Origin of the sequence: Streptomyces hundungensis (genome assembly GCF_003627815.1) — a bacterium.
Classification (GTDB): Bacteria; Actinomycetota; Actinomycetes; order Streptomycetales; family Streptomycetaceae; genus Streptomyces; species Streptomyces hundungensis_A.
In genome coordinates this window covers 4,451,241-4,472,291 of sequence record NZ_CP032698.1, presented here as the reverse complement: position 1 = coordinate 4,472,291, position 21,051 = coordinate 4,451,241, and the positions used below count along the sequence as shown (strand labels likewise).

Genomic DNA, 21,051 nt, shown 5'->3' with positions numbered 1-21,051 from the left:
CCGTGCGTGGCTGGTCGCGCAGTTCCCCGCGCCCCTAAACCCCCTCTCGGCTGCGGGCCGTGGGTGGCTGGTCGCGCAGTTCCCCGCGCCCCTTAAATGCTCGGTGCTGGCCAGCATCGGCCACCTCAGCCCGTCATGGGGGTCCCCCCTGGCCCTTAAGGCCTTGGGGGAGATTGAGGACGAGCGCCGTTGAGGCGCGAACGGGGTCTGGGGCGGAGCCCCAGGAGACCCCCGTGCCCTGCGCGCGCAGACACCTCTTTTTCTGACGTCTTTCCTCCCTGTCGGCAGGATCCGTGGCCCATTCAACGGTTGTTGATTCGCTGTTGATCGGGGCCGCCCAAGCTGTGCGGGTCGGTACGCACGGGGAAGGAAAGGACAGGGAATGCCATTGCTCGCGAATCGTGTCACGGTGACCGTTCACGCCTCCGATCCGCTGAGCCGGGCCGGGGTCATCAGCCACCTCCAGCATCAGCCGACGGTAGAGGTCCTGCGGGACACCCGGGAGAGCCGCGAGACGGACGGCCGCCCGGCCGATCCCGCGGTGGCCGTCATGCTCGTCGACCAGGTCGACGACACGGCCTCCGCGGAGCTGCGCCGCGTGGTGCGCGGCGGTGAGCAGCGCGTGGTGCTCATAGCCCGCGAACTGCGCGAGCCCGATCTGCTGACGGTGGTCGAATACGGGGTGCGGGCCATCCTGTGGCGCCACCAGGCCACCGAACAGCGCCTGTTGAAGGCCGTGCACAGTGCGGCGCGCGGCGAGGGGGAGCTGCCGCCGGACCTGATCAGCCGGCTGCTCGTGCAGGTCGGACGGCTGCGCCGCTCGGAGACCACCTCCGCGTCCGCCGGTTCCTCGTCGGCGGCCCCGCTCTTCGGGATGGCGCCGCGCGAGGTCGACGTGCTGCGTCTGGTCGCCGAGGGCCTCGACACCCGGCAGATCTCCGAGAAGCTCGCCTACTCGGAGCGGACCGTCAAGAACATCCTGCACGCGCTCATGACCCGCCTCCAGCTCACCAACCGCGCGCACGCCGTCGCCTACGCGCTGCGCGAGGGCTACATCTAGCCGCGACGGCCCGCGCCGTCACGACGTCGGCCGCCGCGGGCCCGCACCGCTCACTCACCGTCGCGCCCGTTCGGCGCGGCGGGTCCGGGAACTCGGGAAACTGGCTCAATGATCCACGAAATCGACGAGGCGCTGCGGCGCATCCTGCGCGGCGGGGCGCTGCCCGAGGGAACGGGGGAGGTCGTCTTCGAGGCGCCCACCCGGGACTGGGCGGCCCGGCGCAACACCCCCACCCTCAACGCCTACCTCTACGACATCCGCGAGGACGTGGCCCGCCGCGAGCGCGGCTCGTACGCGGAACGCGACGCCAACGGGGTGGTCCTGCGCAGGCGGCAGCCCCCGCGCTGGTTCCGGCTCTCCTATCTGCTCACCGCGTGGACCAGCCGCCCCGAGGACGAACACCGCCTGCTTTCGGGGGTGTTGGCGTGTCTGCTGCCGCACGAGATGCTGCCGCAGGAGCACGTGCCGCGGGCGCTCGACGCCTACAAGGTGGCGCTCCCGATCACCGTCGCGGTGCCGCCGGCGGAGTCGCGTTCGCTGGCCGACATCTGGTCGGCGCTCGGCGGCGAGCTGAAGCCCTCGCTCGACGTGGTGATCACCACGCCGTTCCCGGTCACCCCGGTGTACCCGGTCGCGCCGCCGGTCACCGAGGGCGTGATCACCGTACGCGGCCGCGACGGCGTGCCCGACGACGCGAAGCCCCGCCTGATGCGGACCCCGCAGGAGGGTGGGTCCCGGTGAACGAGGCCGCTGTCGCCCTGCTGCTCCGGCTCGACCACCTGCGGGCCACGGTCGCTTCCCTGGTCGCGGCCCGTTCCGCCGACGATCCCACCGCCCAGGACCCGCTGCGGGGCCTGTACGTCTCCGCCGAGACCGCGGCCCGCCTCGCCGACTCCCCCGCGCCCCCGCCCCCGGCCCCGGACGACTCGTTCGCGCCCGCGCCGGGCGACCGGGTCACCGCGCTGACCGGCGGCTTCGGGCTGACCGCCCTCGACGTACGGCTCCTGGTGGCGGCGCTCGCCCCCGATGTGGACCGGCGCTTCGAGCCGCTGTACGGCTACCTCAACGACGACGTGGGCCGGCGCAGGGCCTCGGTCGCGCTCGCCCTGGAACTCGCCGGGACCGGACCGCACGACCCCGCCGCACGCGCCCGGCTGCATCCGGCGGCGCCGCTGATCAGCGGCGGGCTGCTGGTCCTGGAGGACGAGGACCGGCCGCTGCCGGGGCGGGCGCTGCGGGTCCCCGAGCGCGTGGTCGCCCACCTCCTGGGCGACGACACCCTGGACGGTCAACTCGACGGCGCCGTCGTCGAGTTGCTCGCTCCGGGCGGCGCCGCCCCCGAGACCGGACTCGCCGCGCGGATCGCCCTCGCCCCGGCCCCCGTCCGCGTCCATCTGCGCGAGCGCCGGGCCGGCAGCGGCGCGGACGCGGTGACCGCCGCCCTGCGCGGCGCCGGGCGGGCCGTCCTGCGCCACCGTCCCGAACGCACCGACCCCGCCGCCGCGCGCGCCCTGCTGCGCGAGGCCCGGCTGCGCGGGGCCGGGACCGCTGTCGTCGTCGAGCTGCCCGAGGAGCAGCCCGGGCCGCTGGTCCGGGAGCTCGCGGCGCCGGACGTGACCGTGGTGTTCGCCGGGACCCTCCCGTACGACCCGACCTGGGCCCCCGCCGCGGGCCTGCTCGCCCTGGAGGACACCGCCGCCGAGACCGACCCGCTCACCGCCTGGACCGAGGAACTCCCCGGCTACGAGGGCGACTTGGCGGAGGCCGTCGGGCCCTACCGGCTCGGCGCCGGACAGGTGCGGCGGGCCGCGCGCGGGGCACTCGCGCTCGCCGGGTTCGACGGCGTTCCGGTGGGGCTCGGCCATGTGCAGAAAAGCGCCCGGCTCCTGTCGGCGCCGCTGCTCGACCGGCACGCCCGCCGGGTCCGGCCCGCCGTCGGCTTCCAGGACCTGGTGCTGCCCGAGGAGCCCCTCGCGATGCTGCACGAGCTCGCGGGCCGGGCCAGGCACCGCGACCGGGTGCTTGGCGAGTGGCGGCTGCGGACCGGCGGGGGGCGCGGCCGGGGTGTGGTCGCGCTGTTCGCGGGCGACTCCGGCACGGGCAAGACGCTCGCGGCGGAGGTCGTCGCGGGCGAGCTCGGCCTGGACATGTACGTCGTGGACCTGTCGTCGGTGGTCGACAAGTACGTCGGCGAGACCGAGAAGAACCTGGAGAAGATCTTCGTCGAGGCCGACCGGACCGACTCGGTGCTGCTCTTCGACGAGGCGGACGCGGTGTTCGGCAAGCGGTCCGAGGTCAAGAGCTCGCACGACCGGTACGCCAACCTGGAGAGCGCGTATCTGCTCCAGCGCCTCGAAGCCTTCGACGGGATCGCGGTCCTGACCACGAACCTGCGGGCCAACATCGACGAGGCCTTCACCCGCCGGCTCGACCTCGTCGTGGACTTCCCCTTCCCCGATGTGGCGCTGCGCGCGACGCTGTGGCGCGGCTGCCTGGCGGGGGTGCCGCAGGAGGACGGTCTGGACGCCGAACTCGACGCCTGCGCCAAGGAGTTCGAGCTCGCGGGCGGGGCGATCCGCTCCGCGGCGGTGACGGCGGGCTATCTGGCGGCGGGCCGGGGCTCCGCGGTGACCGCCGCGGACGTACGCGCCGGGGCGCGCCGCGAGTACGTGAAGTCCGGCCGGCTCGTTCCGGGCGCGGGCACGGCCTGGGCGCCCTAGGGCCGGTCCTGACCGACAGTCCGGTCCTGACCGGCTGCCCACCAGCTCTCTTGTCGACATCCGGAAATCTATCCCGGCCGCAGTAGACATTGCGGTGCCACATGGCTATGGTTTCTCTTGTAGCCGAGATCAAACAAGGCCCGGCAGAGACGAACTGCCGGGCAGCAGGACCCGCTCATGCGGGATGCAGTCGCAGTGCGGTGCGGTCGTGGAGTGTCGAAGCCAGAGCAGTTGCAGGACGGCGACGGGACTGACGACCGGACCGGGTGGCCCGCAGTGATCAGGGGCCGCCATCGCAGTACAGAAAGTCGCAGTACCAGTAGTTCGCAACATCGCAGTACGCAGTATCGGCTCAGCAGGATCAGAGGGAAAGAACGGAGGAGTTGAGCGCCATCAGGATCGCCCGGGCGGAAGATCGGCCCGGGTACCGCAGGACATCGATAGCGAGGTGGTCTCCGGTCACGCATCCGCGATCCCCGCACGCCCGACAGCTCCCAGGCCGGGTCGGCGGAAAACAGTAGGCCGACGCAGGAACACGGTCGGCAGATGGTGTAGCAGTTCCTTCGGGGCCCGGGTGCCGCATGGCACCCGGGCCCCTCAACGCGTTTGAGCCCCGCAACGCGTTCGGCCCCCTCCGATGCGGAGGAGGCCTTACGAGTCGACGCTTACGAAACGATGCGCCAGCGCTGCTGGTCGGCGGGGAGGGCGCCGCAGGGGCGGACCTCCGAGACCTGGAGCACCTTGTCGTTGGGCGAGAGGTCGGACAGGCACCAGCCGCCGTCCTTGCTGACCAGGCGCACGAACCCGTCCGCCCCCTCGATCGGCTGGATCGACCACTTCTGGTTGCTGGTCATCTGCCCGGTGGTGAGACTCGCCTTGCCTCCGGAGGCACCCCACATCTGGATCTGGTTGCCCTCCCTGGTGTTGTCCGCGACGGCCCAGTCCTCGGACGACGAGCTGAACGCGAACTCGTCCTGCGGCAGCGGCCGGACGTACCAGTACTGGTCCCAGACGGGCTGGTTGCGGATCTCGTTCGCGGTGTAGACGTAGCGGCCCTCGGGCTTCTGGTCGGTGGCCGTCGTCAGATACATGCCGAGCCCGGACTGGATGCGCACCAGCTTGTTGGGGTCGTACTGGGGCTTCTTCGGACCGCCGCCGCCGCCGGCCGGCTTGCCGCCACCGGGGTTCTTGGGCTTGGGCTGCTCGGCTGCGGGAGCCGCGGGTGAGGGCACCGTGGACGGGGCCTTCGGCGGGTCCGAGGGGGCGGCGGCGCGGACGGCAGGGGACTCTTGGAACCCTGCGGGAGCGGTTCCTCCTTGGCCGGCGGCTGCTCCGACGCCTGGGTCTTGACGCCCAGGTCGTGCTGGAACCAGATCACCATGAACGCCACGAGCGCCGCCACCAGGAGCGAGCCCACGGTGACGACCCAGCGCGGGAACACCGACGGCTGGACATAGGTGCCGCGCAGCTCCTGCGGGGTCGCGTCGCCCGACCTCAACACCGAGACGGTGAACGGGTGTTGGCGTACGCCGCCGATCCAGCTCACGTTCACCGAGGTGAGCTGCACCTCGGCGAAACCGGCCCGGCCCGGGTCGACCTGGATCGCGGTGGGGTTGGCCTCGACGGTGACCGAGTCGCCGTTGTCGCGGGTGGAGAAGGAGGCGGTCAGCGGCTGGTTGCCCAGGTTGTCGACGGCAAGCCGGCCACGCGCCCGGCGCCGGCCCCGCACGGTGCGCGGGACCAGCTCGGCGCGCAGCTCGGCGAAGGGACTGATGGTGAGACGGCCCTCGACGACATCGGCCTCGTTCGGGTGCTCGCGCGGCTCCACCCGGATGCCGAAGGGGCTCGGGCCCGCCACCGCGTCCGGAGTGCGGGGCGGCGCGAAGGTGACCTCGGCCGTCGCCTCCGTCCCGGGGTAGAGCCGCAGCACGGTCGGCTCGACGCTCGCCCACCCGGCGGCATCACCGACCGGCGAGAGCCGGTACTCCTCGACGGTGTCCCCGGTATTGCGCACCCGCAGCCGTACGACGGCACTGTCACCGGGGGCGACGGTGGTGGCGGGGGGCTCCAGGGCAGTCCACATACTCACCCCCCGAGTCAAGTGCCACGGGGGGTGAAGTACAGGGCCCCAAGGGGCAGTTCCGGGGGCAGCACTCACTGCCCGACCGGCCATCTCCGCTGGTCCGGCGGCCCCGGGCGGGGGCGGCCGAAGGGAGCTGAACCCGGACGGTTGCGGGGGAACAACCGCCCGGGAGTCTGTGGTGCGAGCAGCCTCTCAGGCCGCGATCAGCAGCGCCTAACGCCCGCTAACGTCCGCGCTAACGGCCCGGGACACCGCGGTCCTTCACATCGCCGCCGACCAGCCAGTTGATGGTCTTCTGGTCGGCGACACCGTTCGCGGGCAGCCCGACGTAGGACTGGTAGTCCTTGATCGCACTGGCCAGGCCGGCATCGGACTTCATCGCCACACCACCCTGCTGCCCGGCCTTGAAGTAGTCCATGCCCTGCCGGGCGTAACCACGGTCGCGGTCGAGATCGGCGTCCGAGATCCGGGACTGGTTGGCCCACCACAGGGCCGCGGCGAGCTGGCGGACCTTGAAGTTGTTCGCGCCGGCCTTCACGTCCTCGGCCTTGATGCCCTGCGCCCACATCGAGGTGAGGGTGGCGCGGCCCAGGGTGCCCGGCTTCTTGTCGGTGGCCGTGAGCTGGCGGCTGCTCTTCTGGTCCCGCATGACGTGCCGCTGGTAGCAGGCGAGCGAGGTCTGGGTGGCCTTGTCGATGATGCCGGCGGTCCAGCCCGGCTGGAGGGTGCACTCGTTGCCGAGCGTGGCCAGGCGGTACTGGGCGAACGTGACGATGTCGTCCGGCTTGTAGCCCACGTCCCAGACGGGGCCCTGCGGCGCGTTCGGCGCCGCCTTGGGAGCCGCCTTCGGGGGCGGCGGCACGACCGGCGGCCCGGCGCCGAGGTCCGAGCCCGCCGCGTCACCCCCGCCACCGCCGCCGCCTCCCGCGCCGCCCGCGCCGTCACCGGCCGGGGTCGAGGCGCCGGGCTGGACCGGCGGCGGGGACGCGGGGGCCGACGGCAGCGGGGACTCGGCGCCCTGCGGCACCGGCTGCGCGCTGGAAGCGGCCTGCGCCTCCCCCGTCGCCGTGTTCACCTTCGGCTGGAAGCCCATCCACAGCGCGACGAACGCGACCGAGGCCGCCACCAGCGCGCTGCCCGCGACGAACAGCCAGCGCGGCAGCACCGGGCGCTGGTCGAAGGAGCCGTTGAGGACGAGACCGGTGTCGTCGCCGGAGCGGCGCACCATCAGGGTCAGCCGGTGCTGTTCGGAGCCGCCGGTCCAGCGGACCTGCTGCGGCCGGATGACGAGCTTGGCGAACGCGGCCCGGCCGGGCGCGATCTGCACCGAGTTGGGCGCCATCTCGTAAGTGAGCCGGTTGGTCTCGTCGCGCAGCGTCAGGGACGCCGTGAGCGCGGTGTTGCCGAGGTTGTCGACGGCGACCGAGGCGCGGGTGCGAAAGCGGCCCACCAGGCTCGGCGGCAGCATTTCGGCGCGCAGCTCGGTGAAGGGCGCGACCGTGACCTGCCCCTCCAACACCTCGCGGACGTCGGGGTGTTGGCGCGGTTCCACCCGGATGCCGTACGAGGCCGGCCCGGCCGGCGCGTCGGGCGAACGCGGCGGGGCGAAGGAGAGCTCCGCCGTGGCCTCGCTGCCCGGGTACAGGCGCATGGTGTCGGGTTCCACCCGGGCCCAGCCGGCGGGGGCGCCCACCACCGAGAGCCGGTACTCCTCGACGGTGTCCCCGGTGTTGCGCACGCGCAGTCGCGCGGTGGCCCGCCCGCCGGGCTCGACGGCGACGGCGGCCGGGTCCAGAGACGTCCACATGGTCATGGGGAAAGGCTAGGGGGCGTGCCGTGCGCCCCCCTGCCCAAAAGGCTCTGTCAGAGGGCAGCCCGGGCTGCACTCGCGGCCCCGCGCGACGGGCTGCCCGGCGGGACCCCCGGGCGGCGCGGCGCGGGCGGCGCCGTCCACAGCAGCGACGTCAGCTCGTCGGCCTCGGCCGCGCCCCGGGCGCTGAGCAGCCGGTGCGCGGTGCGCAGCGAGGCCAGCGCGGAGAGCGCCGGTGCCTCGCCGAGCGCGAGCAGCGCCCGGCCGCGGGCCGCGAGCGCGAGACCCCGGCAGAACGCGTCCCCGAGGTCGCCCTCGATGGACAGGGCCTGCGTCGCACAGGCCGCCGCCTCCCCGGGCCGCTCCCTGGCCAGCGCACAGTGCGCGAGCCGGGCCCAGGCAAGAGCCTCCCAGCGCAGGTCGCCCACCCACTGGTGGTGCTGGCGGGACTCGCGCAGATGGGCCGCGGCCCGCACCGGGCGGCCGCCCGCGAGGAGCGCGCAACCGATCTGGTACAGGACGTGCCCCAGCGTACTGCGGTCCCCCAACTCCCGTGCGCTGCGCAGCACTTCGTCGGCGGCGGCCTCGGCGCGCTCCTTGTCGCCGAGCAACATGCGGGCGCGTACGACATGGGCCAGGACGCGCACCGCGTCGCCCCGGCCGCCCAGTTCGACATGGCGGGCGTAGGCCTGCTCGAAGAGGGGCAGCGCCTCGGCGGAGCGGCCCATCGCGGCCAGGATCATGGCGAGTTCGTGCGCCGCCTCCGACTCGGTCAGCGGGTCCGGGGCGAGCGCCGCGAAGCGCAGCGCCTGGCGCAGGGCGCGTTCGATGCGCGGGTAGGTGTCGGCGCCCTGCTGCGGTACGGCGGCGATCAGGCGCAGCGCGCGGGCCGCCGAGCGGGAGTCGCCGTGGCAGTGCGCGCCGGCCAGGGCGAGCCGGGCCGGGCCCTGGAGTTCACGGCGCCGGGCGGTGCCGAGGATGAGGTGCGCCCAGCCGGTGAGGAGGTCGACGGCGGGCCGCAGCGCCTGCTCGCCCAGGTCCTCCCAGGGGCCCTTGCCCAGGGCCTGTTCGGCGGTGGCGCGGATCAGCTGGTGGGACTCCTGGAGCCAGGCCCGGGCGGCCTCGGCGTCGGCCGGCCGGTGTCCGGGGGTGCTCGCGGGGTGCAGGAGGTCGGGCAGATCGCTGTGCGGGCGCAGCCGGCGCACGGCGTGGGTGACCGTGGCAAGCAGGTGGTCCAGGAGGCGGCGCTGGGCGGCGGGCCGCTCGGCCGCGTCGGGCGAGTCGTCCAGAACGCGCCGGGCGAAGATCCGTACGAGGTCGTGGAAGCGGTAGCGGTCGATGCCGCAGGCCTCCAGGAGCCCGGCGTCGACGAGTGCCTCCAGGGCGTCCTCGGCGGCGTCCTCGTCGATGTCGAGCAGCACGGCGGCGGTGGTCCGCCCGAAGACCGGAACGGCGGCGGCGGACGTCAGGCGGAAGGCCCGGGCGGTGTGCGGGTCGAGGCTTTGGTAGCTGAGGCGGAACGCGGCGTCGACGCCGAGGCCGTCGGCCTCCAGCTCGTCCAGGCGGCGGCGCTCGTCGCCGAGCCGGGCCGTCAGGTCGGCCACCGCCCAGTCGGCGCGGGCGGCCAGGCGGGCGGCGGCGATGCGCACCGCGAGCGGCAGCCGTCCGCAGGCGGCGACGAGCCGGCGGGCCGCGCCGGGGTCGGCGGCGACCCGCTCGCCCCCCACGATCGCCTCCAGCATCGCGAGGGCGTCCCGCTCGGTCATCGCCTCCAGGTCGAGCAGCCGGGCGCCGGGCAGCCCGACGATCCGGGCCCGGCTGGTGATCAGGACGGCGCTGCCCGGGGTGCCGGGCAGCAGGGGCCGGAGCTGGGCGGTGTCGTGCGCGTTGTCGAGCAGGATCAGTACGCGGCGGCCCGCGAGCAGGGAGCGGAACAGGGCGCCCCGCTGGCCGGCGTCGTCGGGGACGGCGCCCTCGGGTACGCCCAGGGAGCGCAGCAGATGGGTCAGCACGTCCGCGCTGTCGGCGGGCTCGGCGGCCCCGCGCAGATCGGCGTAGAGCTGACCGTCGGGGAAGGCCCCACGCATCCGGTGCGCCGCGGTGGCGGCCAGGGCGCTCTTGCCCACGCCGCCCAGACCGGTGAGGACGGCCACCGCCATCGCCCGCGCCTCGGACGCGTCCTGGAGCAGGGCGCACAGCTCGTCGAGGTCGCCGGCCCGACCGGTGAAGTCCCTTATGGCGTGCGGCAGTTGAGCGGGGTTGGAGGTGGGCCGCTCCTCGACGGCACCGGCGTGCGGGGCGCCTGCGGCGTGCGGGGCGGGGATTTGTTCGGCGGAGGGACGCCGGGGGCCGGCCTCGTGCGAGCCCGGGGTGACGGCACCCCGATCCGCCGAGGACCACCACGGGTCGGCCGCGCGCGCGGCCGAGGCGGTGACGATCCGTTCCGCGGAGGACCGCCAATCGTCGGACGCACGGGGCGTGGCGGGGGCCGGGTCGGCCGAGGGGTGGCGGGGGGCGGTGGTGCGCGGGCTCGGTGCGGTGTCCCCCGACAGTTGGCGGGGGTCGGTGGGGCGCGAACCCGGCGCGGCGGGGGTCCCGTCCCCGGGCCGGTGGTGAGGGTCGGTGAGGCGCGAACCCGGCGCGGCGGGGGTCCCGTCCCCGGGCCAGTGGTGAGGGTCGGTGAGGCTCGAACCCGGCGCGAGGGACGCCCGATCCGCGGACGGCTGCCGGGAGTTGGCAGTACGCGAGCCCCGCGCGGCAGGCGTTTCGTCCCCGGGCCATGGGCGAGGGTCGGTGAGGCGCGGGGCCGGTGCGGCGGGGGTCCCGTCCCCGGGCCATTGGTGAGGGTCGGTGAGGCGCGAACCCGGCGCGGCGGGGGTCCCGGCCCCGGGCCATGGGCGAGGGCCGGTGAGGCGCGGGGCCGGTGCGGCGGGGGTCCCGTCCCCGGGCCGGTGGTGAGGGTCGGTGGGGCGCGAACCCGGCGTGAGGGACGCCCGATCCGCGGACGGCTGCCGGGATTTGGCAGTACGCGAGCCCCGCGCGGCAGGCGTCCCGGCCCCGGGCCAGTGGTGAGGGTCGGTGGGGCGCGGGGCCCGTGCGGCGGACGCCCGGTCCGCCGAGGGGTGGCGGGGACCGGTGGTGCGCGAGCCCGACGCGGCGGGGGTCCCTTCCCCGGACGGGCGGCGGGGGCAGGGGTGCCCGAGCCCGGTGTGGCGGACGCGCCGTCCACGGACGGTTGGCGGGAGCCAGTGGTGCGCGGGCCCGACGCGCCGGGTGCCCGATCCCCGGACGGGTGGCGGGGGACAGGGGTGCCCGAGCCCGGTGCGGCGGACGCGCCGTCCACGGACGGTTGGCGGGAGCCAGTGGTGCGCGGGCCCGACGCGCCGGGTGCCCGATCCCCGGACGACGCGCGGGAGTTGGCGGCCCGCGAGCCGCGCGCACCGGGCGTTCCGTCCCCGGCCGGTTGACGGAAGTCGGCAGCGCGCGAGCCCCGCGCGGTGTCCCCGGACGGTTGACGGAGGTCGGTGGCGCGCGAGCCCGGCGTGGTGGACGCCCGGTCCCTGGACGGGTGGCGGGGGTCGGGCGCGGTCGGGGGCTGGTGGCGGTTGAGCAGGCGGGTGTGCAGGGCGGACAGTTCGGGGCCGGGCGGGACGCCGAGTTCCTCGCTCAGGGTGCGGCGGGTCGTCTCGTACACCGCGAACGCGTCGGCCTGACGGCCGGCCCGGTGCAGGGCCAGCATGAGGAGGGCCTGGGCGCGTTCGCGCAGGGGGTGTTCGGCGGCGAACGCGCGCAGCGAGGCAATGGTCGCCGCGTGGCGGTCCAGGGCGAGGGCGCCGTGGAAGTGGTCCTCGCGGGCGGAGAGCCACAGCTCGGTGAGCCGGTCGCGCTGGCGCTCGGCGTGCGGGCCGGGCAGGCCGGCGAGGGGGCTGCCGCCCCACAGGGCGAGCGCGCCGGTGAGTTCGTGGTGGGCGGCGGCCGTGTCCCCCGCGCCCCGCAGCCGTGCCGCCTCGGCGAGCCGCGCCTCGAAGACGGCGGTGTCCAGGGCCGTGGAGGGAACCCGCAGCGCGTAGCCGTCGTCGGCGGAGACCAGGAGGCGGGCCGGGGTGCGCGCGGGGCGGTCCGGTTCGAGCAGGGTACGCAGCCGCGAGACATAGGTGCGCAGGGTTCCCACGCCGCGCGGGGGCAGCCGCTCGCCCCAGATCGCGTCGAGGAGTTCCGGCATCGAGACCGGCCGGCCGGCGCGGAGCAACAGGACGGCGAGCAGGGCGCGTTGCTGGGGCGGACCGAGCGGCAGGGCCCGGCCGTCGAAGTCGCCCTCGACCGGCCCGAGCATCCGGAACCGCAGCCCGCCGGCCACGCCACCGCTGAGCCCCCCGGCCATCCCCATGGTCTGGCCACCGGCCCCGCTCGCAGACAGGCCCCCGCCCGCACCTCCGGCCATGCCATCGGTAAGCCCTCCGGCCACCCCTCCGATCCGGCCATCGGCCCGACCCGCAGACAGTCCCCCGCCCGCACCTCCAGCCATGCCACCGCTGAGCCCTCCGGTCACGCCCCCGGCCACGCCCCCGGGCACGCCGGAGCCCACGCCTCCCGGTATGCCCCCGATTGTGCCACCTTCGCCGGTTCCGCCGGAATCCGTCACGCGCCGCCGCCTCTTCCTCTTCCTGCCCCGGCCGACTCGTCCCCCGACGCTTGCCCTTCCGGCCCCCCGGATCCTGTTCGTCCGGCCCACCGAAACGCTACGCCAGGACCTCCCGAAGGCCCGCATCAGCACATGTATCGCACAAGGAGTTGGCTTGAACTGCCCCTGTATCCCGCGAGTAACCGGTCGAAAGGGCACCCTCCCTGCCCCAAGACGGGCCGAACGCCTCCTGCGTTCCGACATATGCGCGCGAAGAATCGCGAGGCGACGAGCGAGGGGGGACCAGCGTGCGGATCCAGCTGCACCGGCAGGCGGAGCGGTCGCAGGACACCCCGCAGGCCGCCCCCGTCCGGCAGAACGCGGCGCTGGCCGAGCTCCACCGCACGGTGGGCAACGCCGCGCTGTCCCGGCTGCTCGCCCCGGCCGCGCCCGGCGAACGGGAGCCGGGCGAACGACAGCCCCGCGAGCGGGAGTCCGTACCGCTCCAGCGGATCGCCACCCACGAGGGCGGCAGCTACGACGCCGAGGACCGGCCCGGCGAGCGCGGTCCGTTCTTCGTCGCGCAGGGCCCCGAGCCGAAGGTCGCCATGGGTGGCGGCGGCGAACCCCGCGACATCCGGGAGCGGTTGCGGTACGAGCTCGCCGAGGTGGGGCCCGCCGACGCCCCGCTGCGGGTGGCCGACGACGGCACGCTGGCCGTGCACGGGGTGGCCGAACCCAAGGAGTTCTACGCGGTCCAGGCCGTGGTGGACAGCGCCAACGAGGCGCTGCGCGCGGCCAACAGCACCGTGGAGCTGGTCACCGGCGGACGCAGCATCGGCGTCGGCGGCCACCGGCTGCTGCGGGTGCAGCCGAGCGTGGTGCGCGACGCGACCGCACAGAGCCAACTCGGCCCGTTCGTCTCGCTGCTGCGCTCCACCTGCATCTCGGTGGCGTGCAGCCTGATCGGCTCCGAGCACGCCAAACGCGCCCAGGCGGTGCTCGGCGGCGGCGACGGAAACTTCCTGCTCACCCCCAACTCCGACAGTGACACCCGCGCCAACCGGCTGGCCGACGCCGTCGCGCGGGACACCACCTCCACCCTCGACGTGGACGGCGCGGTCGCCGCCGCCGACGGCGCTCACGCACCCGCCCCCGACCTCGGCCGCCGCTACGGCGAGGCCACCCGGGACGGCGGCCGGGACGCCACCGAGGAACGCCTGGGCATCAACAAGTACGCCTCCCCCGGCCCCGGCGACGGGTTCGCGATCTTCAGCATGCTGGCGCAGGACGGCCTCGACCACTCGGTGTCGCCGGCCGCCGAGCGCGGCGAGGACGTCTGGGGCTACCACTTCGCGGCGGTCGTGGCGCGCTCCCTGGACGGCACCTGCCAGGTGACGCTGGAGAACTACGCCCGCAACGAGTTCGACGCCAAGGCCCGCTCCGAGCTGTACGAGGTGCTGCTCCAGCGGGCCAACGCGAGCCGCGGCTGGTTCGCCCAGCTCAAGCCGCTGCTGGAGAGCGACGACCAGCAGGCCTTCAAGGCGAAGTTCGACGAGGTGCTCGCCGCCCTGGTCAGCGACCCCGAGGTCAAGAAGAAGCGGGGCATGCCACGGCTCCAGCTCCAGCAGGACTTCGAGGACCACACCTGCCGCTCCTGGTTCTTCCGGGTGTACGGCGGCGGCCCCGGCGAGAGCTTCCACGAGCAGCAGGCGGCCTCCGGCTACTTCAACAACCCGATGACGCTCCGGGTTGCCCGGCCCCAGCAGAACCCGAACTCGGATGCACCGTAGGTGAGTTGAGGCACCGTCCCCCTGGTCAGGTCGGCCGTCGGGGGAGCACGCTGCTGGGAGTACGGACAGCTACCACCCTCACGGAACGGGGAGCCGCGGAGGGACCGGCAGACGTGCCTAGGGGGTGCGCGCCATGGGTGACAGCAGTGCGGAACAGCAGGCGGCCGAGGCCGAGCGGCGCAGGGAGGAACTCCTGGAGAAGGTCCGCGAGGCGAACCGGCTCAGCACCGGGCGCCTCTCGTCCGCCCCGGCCCCGGCCCCGGTGGCGCTCGGCGCCGACGAGGACGGCTGACCGGACCCCGGTGAGAAAACGGCCGACGCGGGTACGAGTCCGGAGCGGGTACGAGTTCGGGTACGGGACCGGGGCCGGGTACGGGTACGGGTACGGGCCCGGTGTCCGCCGTACCCGATCCGGCCGGGCGAACCCGCGCCGATGACCGGAAGGGCAGCTTGTGCTGCCCTCGTCCACGCACCTTCTTCCCTCCCCGCGGCCCCCGCGCTACGCGAGCCTTGAGGGGTAATGGGCCGGTGGCAGCGTTTCGGGGGGCGGGACAACCGCATGCGGCTCGGATTCGGAGTGAGCCGTCCGCCCCGCGCCCAGTTGGGCCCCTCGGGTTCGGGGAGCCGGCCCACACCTCCGTACACCCAGTAACAAGGAGCAGCTTCCCGTGCCCAACTACCTGTCCCCCGGCGTCTACGTCGAGGAAGTCGCCAGCGGATCCCGCCCCATCGAAGGGGTCGGCACCTCGGTGGCCGCCTTCGTCGGGCTCGCGCCCGTGGGGCCGCTCAACGAGCCGACGCTGGTGACCAACTGGTCCCAGTACGTCGCCGAGTTCGGCGAGTTCACGGACGGGTACTACCTGGCGCACTCCGTCTACGGCTTCTTCAACAACGGCGGCACGGCCGCCTACGTGGTCCGCGTCGGCGGCTCGGACAACGGCGCCGGCCAGGCCGCCCCGCAGTCCTCGACCGCCGCCCCGCAGGCGATCACCGCCGGTGAGGCCGTGGCGCTCGGCACGTTCAAGGTGTCCGCGATCGCGGCCGGCTCCGGCGCCGGCGGCGCGCTCACCGTCGAGGTGCAGGACGCCGAGGGCGAGGGCAACGGCGACCGCTTCAAGCTGGTCGTCAAGGACGGCGACACCGTCGTGGAGAACTTCGACGTCAGCGCGAAGAAGTCGGCCCGCAACTACGTCGTCACCCAGGTCAAGCAGCGCTCCAAGACGATCTCCGTCGAGGAGGCCACGGCCGGCGCCCAGCTCGCCAAGCCGGACGCGCAGGCCATCACCCTGGCCCCGCCGGCCGCCGCGCCCGCGCCGACCGCGCCCGGCACCACGGTCGCCCGGATCGAGTCCGGCCAGTTCATCGGCGACTCCGCCGACCGCACCGGCTTCGGCGGCCTGGAAGCCTTCGACGAGATCAACATGGTCGCGGCGCCGGACCTGATGGCCGCCTACCAGCAGGGCCTGATCGACCTGGAGCAGGTCAAGGCCGTCCAGCTCGGCCTGGTCTCGCACTGCGAGCTGATGGGCGACCGCATGGCCGTCCTCGACCCGCCGCCCGGGCTCAACGCCCGCGACATCCGCAAATGGCGCATGGAGGTGGCGGGTTACGACTCCCGCTACGCCGCCCTGTACTACCCCTGGATCAAGATCTTCGACCCGTCCAGCGGCCAGACCAAGGTCGTCCCGCCGTCCGGCCACATGGCCGGCATCTGGGCCCGCAACGACTCCGAGCGCGGCGTCCACAAGGCTCCCGCCAACGAGATCGTGCGCGGCGCCGTCGACCTGGAACTCCAGATCACCCGTGGCGAGCAGGACCTCCTGAACCCGGTCGGCGTCAACTGCATCCGCGCCTTCCCGGGCCGGGGCATCCGCGTCTGGGGCGCCCGCACCCTCGCCTCCGACCCGGCGTGGCGCTACCTGAACGTGCGCCGCTACTTCAACTACCTCGAAGAGTCGATCCTGATCGGCACCCAGTGGGTCGTCTTCGAGCCGAACGACCAGGCGCTGTGGGCCCGCATCCGCCGCAACATCTCCGCCTTCCTGGTCAACGAGTGGCGCAACGGCGCCCTGTTCGGCCAGCGCGCCGAGGACGCCTTCTACGTGAAGTGCGACGCGGAGACCAACCCGCCGGAGTCGGTCGACCTCGGCCGCGTGGTCTGCGAGATCGGCATCGCGCCCGTCAAGCCCGCCGAGTTCGTCGTGTTCCGGCTCGCCCAGTTCTCGGGCGGCGGCGGCGAGCTGGAGGAGTAGGCCCCCCAACTCGCCCCACCCATAGCCGACTTCGCACGAACAGGAGTAACCCAGCATGTCGCTTCAGCCCGGTGACGCTCTCACCACACACAACTTCGGCCTCCAGATCGACGGCATCATGGTCGAGTACTTGCAGGAGGTCAGCAGCCTCTCGATGGAGCAGGACGTCATCGAGTACCAGCAGGTCTCGGCCGACGGAAAGCCGGTCATCAAGAAGCTGCCCGGCGTCAAGAAGGCCGGCGAGTGCACGGTGACGCGCGGCGCCACGCAGTCCGCCACGTTCTCCGAGTGGATCAAGGAGTCCATCGACGGGAACATGGGGTCGGCGCGCAAGAACGCCTCGATCATCATGATGGACTACCAGGACAACCCGGTGAAGCGCTACCACCTGCGCAACGCCTGGTGCAACAAGGTCGAGATCAGCGCGGTCAAGGCCGGCGACGCCGCCGCCATGACCGAGCAGGTCTCCATCACCTTCGAAGAGCTGGTCATCGAGTAATGCGCCGCGAAGGTCCTGGAGTTCCCGGCGGCGCGGTCGCCGGGGCCGAGACTCCGTCCGCCTCGGGCGGTGCGCGGGAAACCCTGCGCACCGAGTTCGAGTTCGAGCTGCCGCGCGGTTACGTCGACGAGTCGGGCACCGTGCACCGGCGTGGCGCGATGCGCCTGGCCACCGCCCGCGACGAGCTGCTGCCGCTGCGGGACGTACGGGTCCGCGAGAACCCGGCGTACCTGTCGGTGGTCCTGCTGGGCCGGGTCATCACCCGGCTCGGCACGCTCGGTGACGTCCACGACGGCACGGTGGAGAACATGTTCGCCTCCGACCTCGCCTTCCTCCAGGACTTCTACCGGCAGATCAACGCCGAGGGGCACACCCGCGCGGCCGTGGCCTGCCCGCACTGCGAGCAGTCCTTCGAGGTCGAGCTGGCCGGGAGCCGCCTGGGGGAATCGTGACGTACGCGGCCGACCGGATCGAGGAGGAGACCGCGTACCTGGCCTACCACTTCCACTGGGACATGGACTCCATCCTCGACCTGGAGCATGCGGACCGGCGGGCGTACGTACGGCGGGTGGCGGCACTGGTGGAACAAGGCGAAGGGGAGCGGTGACGGGGGATGGGCCTGTTCAAGCGCCGGCGTAACCGGCCGGAGGCCGGGGATGCCGGGGGTGCCGGGCAGGCCGGCGAGGCGACGGGGGCTTCGCCCGCGTCGCCCTCACCCGACCCCGCTCCCGTCCCGGCCCCGGCCGACGGGGGCTGGGCCGCCACGGCCCCGATGCAGCGCGCCCTGGCCGCCCCCCGGCTCACCGCGGAGTCGGGCTTCGGCTCGACCCTCGCCGCGCACCAGGACCTCTCCGTCGTCCGTCCGCTGACCCACGCGGTCTCGCCCACGGCCCCGCACGGCGTCCTCCACAACGCCCTGACCCCGGTCGCGGGCGCCCCCTCGCCCCTGCCCCTGCAACTCCTGCGCCTGCCGGTGGCGAGCCGGCCGGCCCCGGAGCCCCCGGCCGAGGACGAAGCCACCCCGGCTTCGGCCCCGGCCTGGGGTTCGGCTCCCGTACAACGCGCGGTCGCGCCCGCACCGGCCGCCGCGACACCGGCCGCGCGGCGATCCGCCACGCCTTCGGGCGGTACGGCGAACGGTGCGGCGGGGCCGGCCCCGGCGAGCGGTTCGGGGGCGGCTGGTCCGGCATCGGCGAGCGGTTCGGCGGCACCCGGTCCGGCTCCGGCGAGTGGTTCGGGGGCGGCCGGTCCGGCTCCGGCGGTCCAGCGGGCCACCAGCGCCCCGGCCAACACCCCGTCCGCCGCGCCCGGTTCGGGCCGCGCCACGCGGCGCCCGGCCGCACCCTCGACGGGTCCCGCGCACACCCCGGCGGCCCCGGCCGCCACGCCGTCCACGTCCGGTTCGGCTCCGGGTGTGCAGCGCTCGGCCGCGTCCCCGGCGAGTCCCGCGAGTACGCCCGGCGTGGTTCCGGGATCGCCCGCCGTCACCTCAACCGGCCCTGCGCGAGACCAAGTTGTTCCCCCCGTACGCCCTGCGGAGCGCGCCGGTCCGACGCCAGGCCCGGCGTCCGCCCCGAGGTCCGCCTCGACGCCCGGCCCCGCCTCGCGTCCGGCCACCCCGGCGCCCCCCGCCGCATCCGGCGCGACACCGGCCGTGCAGCGCTCGGCCACGCCCCCGGGCACGCGTCCGGCGGCGGCCCCGAACACCCCGGGCGCCGTGGCAGGCCCGGCTCCCGCCGTGCAGCGCGCCGCGACGCCTCCGCGTACCCCGGCCGACCGCCCCGGCGCGACCCCCGCGCCCGCGCGCGGCAGCTCAACCAGCCCTGCGGCACCGGGAGTTGAGCCTTCCGCCGACGGCACGAACGAGCCCCGCCCCGCATCGCCCCCGGCCGCGCCCGGCCCGGGTCCCGCCGTGCAGCGGGCCGCCTCGCCCTCGGCGGACGCCCGGAACAACCCGGCGTCGCCTCCCGCCGTGCGGCACGCCGCCACGCCCAACCCCTCCTCCACCCCCGGCCCGGCACCCGCCGTCCAGCGGGCCCAGCCGCGCGCCACCACGCCCCCGGTACGGGCGGACGTTCCGGGGGCCGGCACCGGCCGCCCCGGCGGGAGCGAAGCCTCGGAGCGCGGCGGCCCCGGCGGGTCCCGCGCGGCGCATTCCACCCCCGCCGTACAGCGGGCCGCCGCCCCCGAGAGCGCCCCGACGGAGAACCCCGGTCGGTCTTCGGTCACCCCGGCGGCGTCCGGCCCGACCCCCGCCGTGCAGCGCACCACGCCGCCGACCCCGGCCGCGCCCGACGCCCTGCCCGTACGCGGCGAGGGCGCCACCCGGCCTGCCCCGGCGACGGAGACCTCCCCCACGACTCCCGCACCGTCCGCGCCCCGGCGCGCGGACCGGCCGGTGCCGGCGAGCCCCATCGGGCCCCCGATCCAGCGCTCCACCGCCGTGCCGCCCGGCGCGACGGCCCACCCCGCCCGGCGCCCCGCCGCGACCCCGCCCGGTTCCGGCAGCGGCCCGGCCTCCCGCGCGGCGGACGCCCCCGCCTCCATCCAGCGCGCCGCGACCCCGGTCTCGCCCGCGGCCGACGCCTCGGGGCCCGCCCGTACGGCTCCGGGTGCGGCATCCGGATCGGCTCCCTTCGGGGCGGCCCCCCTCGGGGCGGCTCCGGGCGGGTCGAGCCCCTCGGGGTCGTTTCCCTCGGGCGCGGCTCCCTCCGGGGCGGTTCCCAGCTCCTCAACTCCCCGCGCCACCAGCCCTGTTGGGCCCTCGTCGATCCCGCCGGGCAGTCCCGGTCAGGGGGCGCCCGGGGTTGCGCGGGGGCTGGGCTCGCCCTCGTCCGGCCCGGCGGGGCCCCGCTCGGCGGAGGGGGCCCAGGGTGCGTCCGGGGCGACCGCTCCGGTGCAGCGGGCGGTCACGGCGCCGACGAGCCGCCCCGATACGGCTCCGCTGTCGTCGAGCCCGCAGCGGGCCGCCCAGAACCCGCCGCACAGCAGCCCGGCCGGTGACGCGATGCCGGTGCGCGGCGACGCTCCGGGTGGGTCAACTCCCGTATCGCCCCTGCCGGTACGCGGCCTGACCCCGGGCGGGTCGGCTTCGGTGCCGTCGACGCCGGTACGCGGCCTCAACCCCGGCGGGCCGGCTTCCGTACCGACGCCGATGCCTGTGGCGCGAGCGGTCGCCGGTAGCGGGTCAACTCCCTTGCTGCCGACGCCTGTTCAGCGGTTCGCGGCGCCGGGGCGGTCCCTCACGTCCGCTCCCCGGCCGACGCGTCCCTCGCACCACCTCGACCCCGTGGGCGTGGTGCGGCGCCCCAGCGAGCCGGTCGAGTCTCCGCCCGCCACCCCCGCGCCCGTATTGACCCCCGCACCCGCGCCCGCGCCGACCCCGGCGGCTCCGGCCGCTCCGGCCGCTCCCCCCGTCCAGCGCAAGCCCGTCGTGCGCCGGGTCAGCCGGGTGCAGAGCACGGGTCCGGACGTGGCGCGGCGGCGTCCGCTGATCGGCGCCCCCATCACCCCGGCCCCCGCACCGGCGCAGGCCCCGGCACCGGAGCGCTCTCCGTTCGCCGCGCCCACCCCCGAGCCGCCGGTCGTCCAGCGGGCCGCCGCCCCGGCGCCCCCGGCCGAGCCGGTGGCGCCGGCGGAGCCCGCCACCCCGCTGCGCAAGGTGCGCGTTCCCGGCCCGACTCCCTTGCAGCGGGCGCCCCTCGCGGGCCCTCCGCTCGCCTCCGCCCGTCCGCTCACCACCCGGCACCAGAGCGTCCCGAGCACCCCGGGCCCGGTCGTCCCGCCCGCGCCGGCCCCGCTCAGGCGCGCGCCCGCGAGCGCCGACAGCCGTCCGGTGGTGCCGTTGAGCGGCCCCGCGCCCCGGCCCGGCACGGCACGGCCCACCGTGCAGCGGGCCGCCGAGCCGACCCCGGCGCCCGTGGTGCCCGTACGCCGCAACAGCCCGCCGCCCGCCCCGCCGGCTCCCGCGCCGAGCCCCCCGCCGCCCATTCCCGCCCCGGCGGCCGCCCCCGTACAGCGCCGGTCCGATCCGCCGCCCGTACAGCGCACGGCTTCGGCCACCCAGGCCGCCGCGCCCGTACCGGACGCCGATCAGCCCTCGCCCGACATCGACGCGCTGGCCCGCCGTCTCGTCGCCCCGCTCTCGCGGCTGCTCCGCGCCGAACTGCGCGGGGACCGCGAACGGCTCGGGCGCCTGCGCGACCGCTGACCC

15 protein-coding genes are annotated in these 21,051 nt (G+C 75.3%); 10 read left to right on the top strand and 5 right to left on the bottom strand.

Annotated features, from left to right (window positions below; genetic code table 11):
* The first annotated feature begins 382 nt into the window (after nucleotides 1-382).
* The 3 genes from DWB77_RS19950 (at nucleotide 383) to DWB77_RS19940 (ending at nucleotide 3,780) form a co-directional block, all read left to right on the top strand.
* Nucleotides 383-1,060 carry a helix-turn-helix transcriptional regulator gene (locus tag DWB77_RS19950; RefSeq protein ID WP_120722533.1) on the top strand — a complete coding sequence of 226 codons (678 nt, stop codon included), beginning with the start codon at nucleotides 383-385 and terminating at the stop codon, nucleotides 1,058-1,060.
* A 108-nt stretch (nucleotides 1,061-1,168) separates the two neighbouring features.
* Complete coding sequence (locus DWB77_RS19945; RefSeq protein ID WP_120722532.1) at nucleotides 1,169-1,801, top strand: DUF4255 domain-containing protein; 633 nt, start codon at nucleotides 1,169-1,171, stop codon at nucleotides 1,799-1,801.
* Entirely contained in the window at nucleotides 1,798-3,780 is a 1,983-nt protein-coding gene (locus DWB77_RS19940; protein WP_120722531.1) for an AAA family ATPase, read from the top strand. Before DWB77_RS19945 ends, DWB77_RS19940 begins: the two co-directional genes overlap by 4 nt.
* 665 nt (nucleotides 3,781-4,445) lie before the next feature.
* Here DWB77_RS19940 and DWB77_RS19935 read toward each other — a convergent pair.
* The 5 genes from DWB77_RS19935 to DWB77_RS38455 all read right to left on the bottom strand — a co-directional run bounded on the left by DWB77_RS19935 (nucleotide 4,446) and on the right by DWB77_RS38455 (nucleotide 12,060).
* Nucleotides 4,446-4,895 carry an RICIN domain-containing protein gene (locus DWB77_RS19935; protein WP_120722530.1) on the bottom strand — a complete coding sequence of 150 codons (450 nt, stop codon included), beginning with the start codon at nucleotides 4,893-4,895 and terminating at the stop codon, nucleotides 4,446-4,448.
* Nucleotides 4,862-5,869 (bottom strand): hydrogenase expression protein, encoded by a 1,008-nt coding sequence (locus DWB77_RS19930; RefSeq protein WP_162952569.1) that lies wholly within the window; start codon nucleotides 5,867-5,869, stop codon nucleotides 4,862-4,864. Before DWB77_RS19930 ends, DWB77_RS19935 begins: the two co-directional genes overlap by 34 nt.
* Nucleotides 5,870-6,098: 229 nt before the next feature.
* The gene (locus tag DWB77_RS19925; RefSeq protein ID WP_120722528.1) at nucleotides 6,099-7,676 is read right to left on the bottom strand and encodes a peptidoglycan-binding domain-containing protein; all 1,578 of its coding nucleotides are present in this window, start codon (nucleotides 7,674-7,676) and stop codon (nucleotides 6,099-6,101) included.
* A gap of 50 nt (nucleotides 7,677-7,726) precedes the next feature.
* Complete coding sequence (locus tag DWB77_RS38280) at nucleotides 7,727-9,862, bottom strand: ATP-binding protein (protein ID WP_342778035.1); 2,136 nt, start codon at nucleotides 9,860-9,862, stop codon at nucleotides 7,727-7,729.
* Nucleotides 9,863-9,906: 44 nt separating this feature from the next.
* The gene (locus DWB77_RS38455; RefSeq protein ID WP_281280095.1) at nucleotides 9,907-12,060 is read right to left on the bottom strand and encodes an AfsR/SARP family transcriptional regulator; all 2,154 of its coding nucleotides are present in this window, start codon (nucleotides 12,058-12,060) and stop codon (nucleotides 9,907-9,909) included.
* Between the two features lie 542 nt (nucleotides 12,061-12,602).
* Between DWB77_RS38455 and DWB77_RS19910 the strand changes: the two genes are divergently transcribed.
* From DWB77_RS19910 to DWB77_RS37875, 7 genes are all read left to right on the top strand, one after another.
* Nucleotides 12,603-14,087, top strand: a complete 1,485-nt coding sequence (locus tag DWB77_RS19910) for a hypothetical protein (protein WP_120722526.1) — start codon at nucleotides 12,603-12,605, stop codon at nucleotides 14,085-14,087.
* 133 nt (nucleotides 14,088-14,220) lie between these two features.
* Entirely contained in the window at nucleotides 14,221-14,379 is a 159-nt protein-coding gene (locus DWB77_RS37885) for a hypothetical protein (protein WP_162952567.1), read from the top strand.
* 376 nt (nucleotides 14,380-14,755) lie between these two features.
* On the top strand, nucleotides 14,756-16,339 hold the full coding sequence (locus tag DWB77_RS19905) for a phage tail sheath family protein (protein WP_120722525.1): 1,584 nt from the start codon (nucleotides 14,756-14,758) through the stop codon (nucleotides 16,337-16,339).
* Nucleotides 16,340-16,394: 55 nt separating this feature from the next.
* Entirely contained in the window at nucleotides 16,395-16,838 is a 444-nt protein-coding gene (locus DWB77_RS19900) for a phage tail protein (RefSeq protein WP_120722524.1), read from the top strand.
* The gene (locus tag DWB77_RS19895) at nucleotides 16,838-17,290 is read left to right on the top strand and encodes a hypothetical protein (protein ID WP_246033574.1); all 453 of its coding nucleotides are present in this window, start codon (nucleotides 16,838-16,840) and stop codon (nucleotides 17,288-17,290) included. Before DWB77_RS19900 ends, DWB77_RS19895 begins: the two co-directional genes overlap by 1 nt.
* Nucleotides 17,287-17,445: a DUF6760 family protein gene (locus tag DWB77_RS37880; protein ID WP_162952566.1), complete on the top strand. Its 159-nt coding sequence runs from the start codon at nucleotides 17,287-17,289 to the stop codon at nucleotides 17,443-17,445. Before DWB77_RS19895 ends, DWB77_RS37880 begins: the two co-directional genes overlap by 4 nt.
* 6 nt (nucleotides 17,446-17,451) lie before the next feature.
* A complete protein-coding gene (locus tag DWB77_RS37875; protein ID WP_162952565.1) occupies nucleotides 17,452-21,048 on the top strand; it encodes a hypothetical protein in 3,597 nt (1,198 codons plus the stop codon).
* Nucleotides 21,049-21,051: the final 3 nt, after the last annotated feature.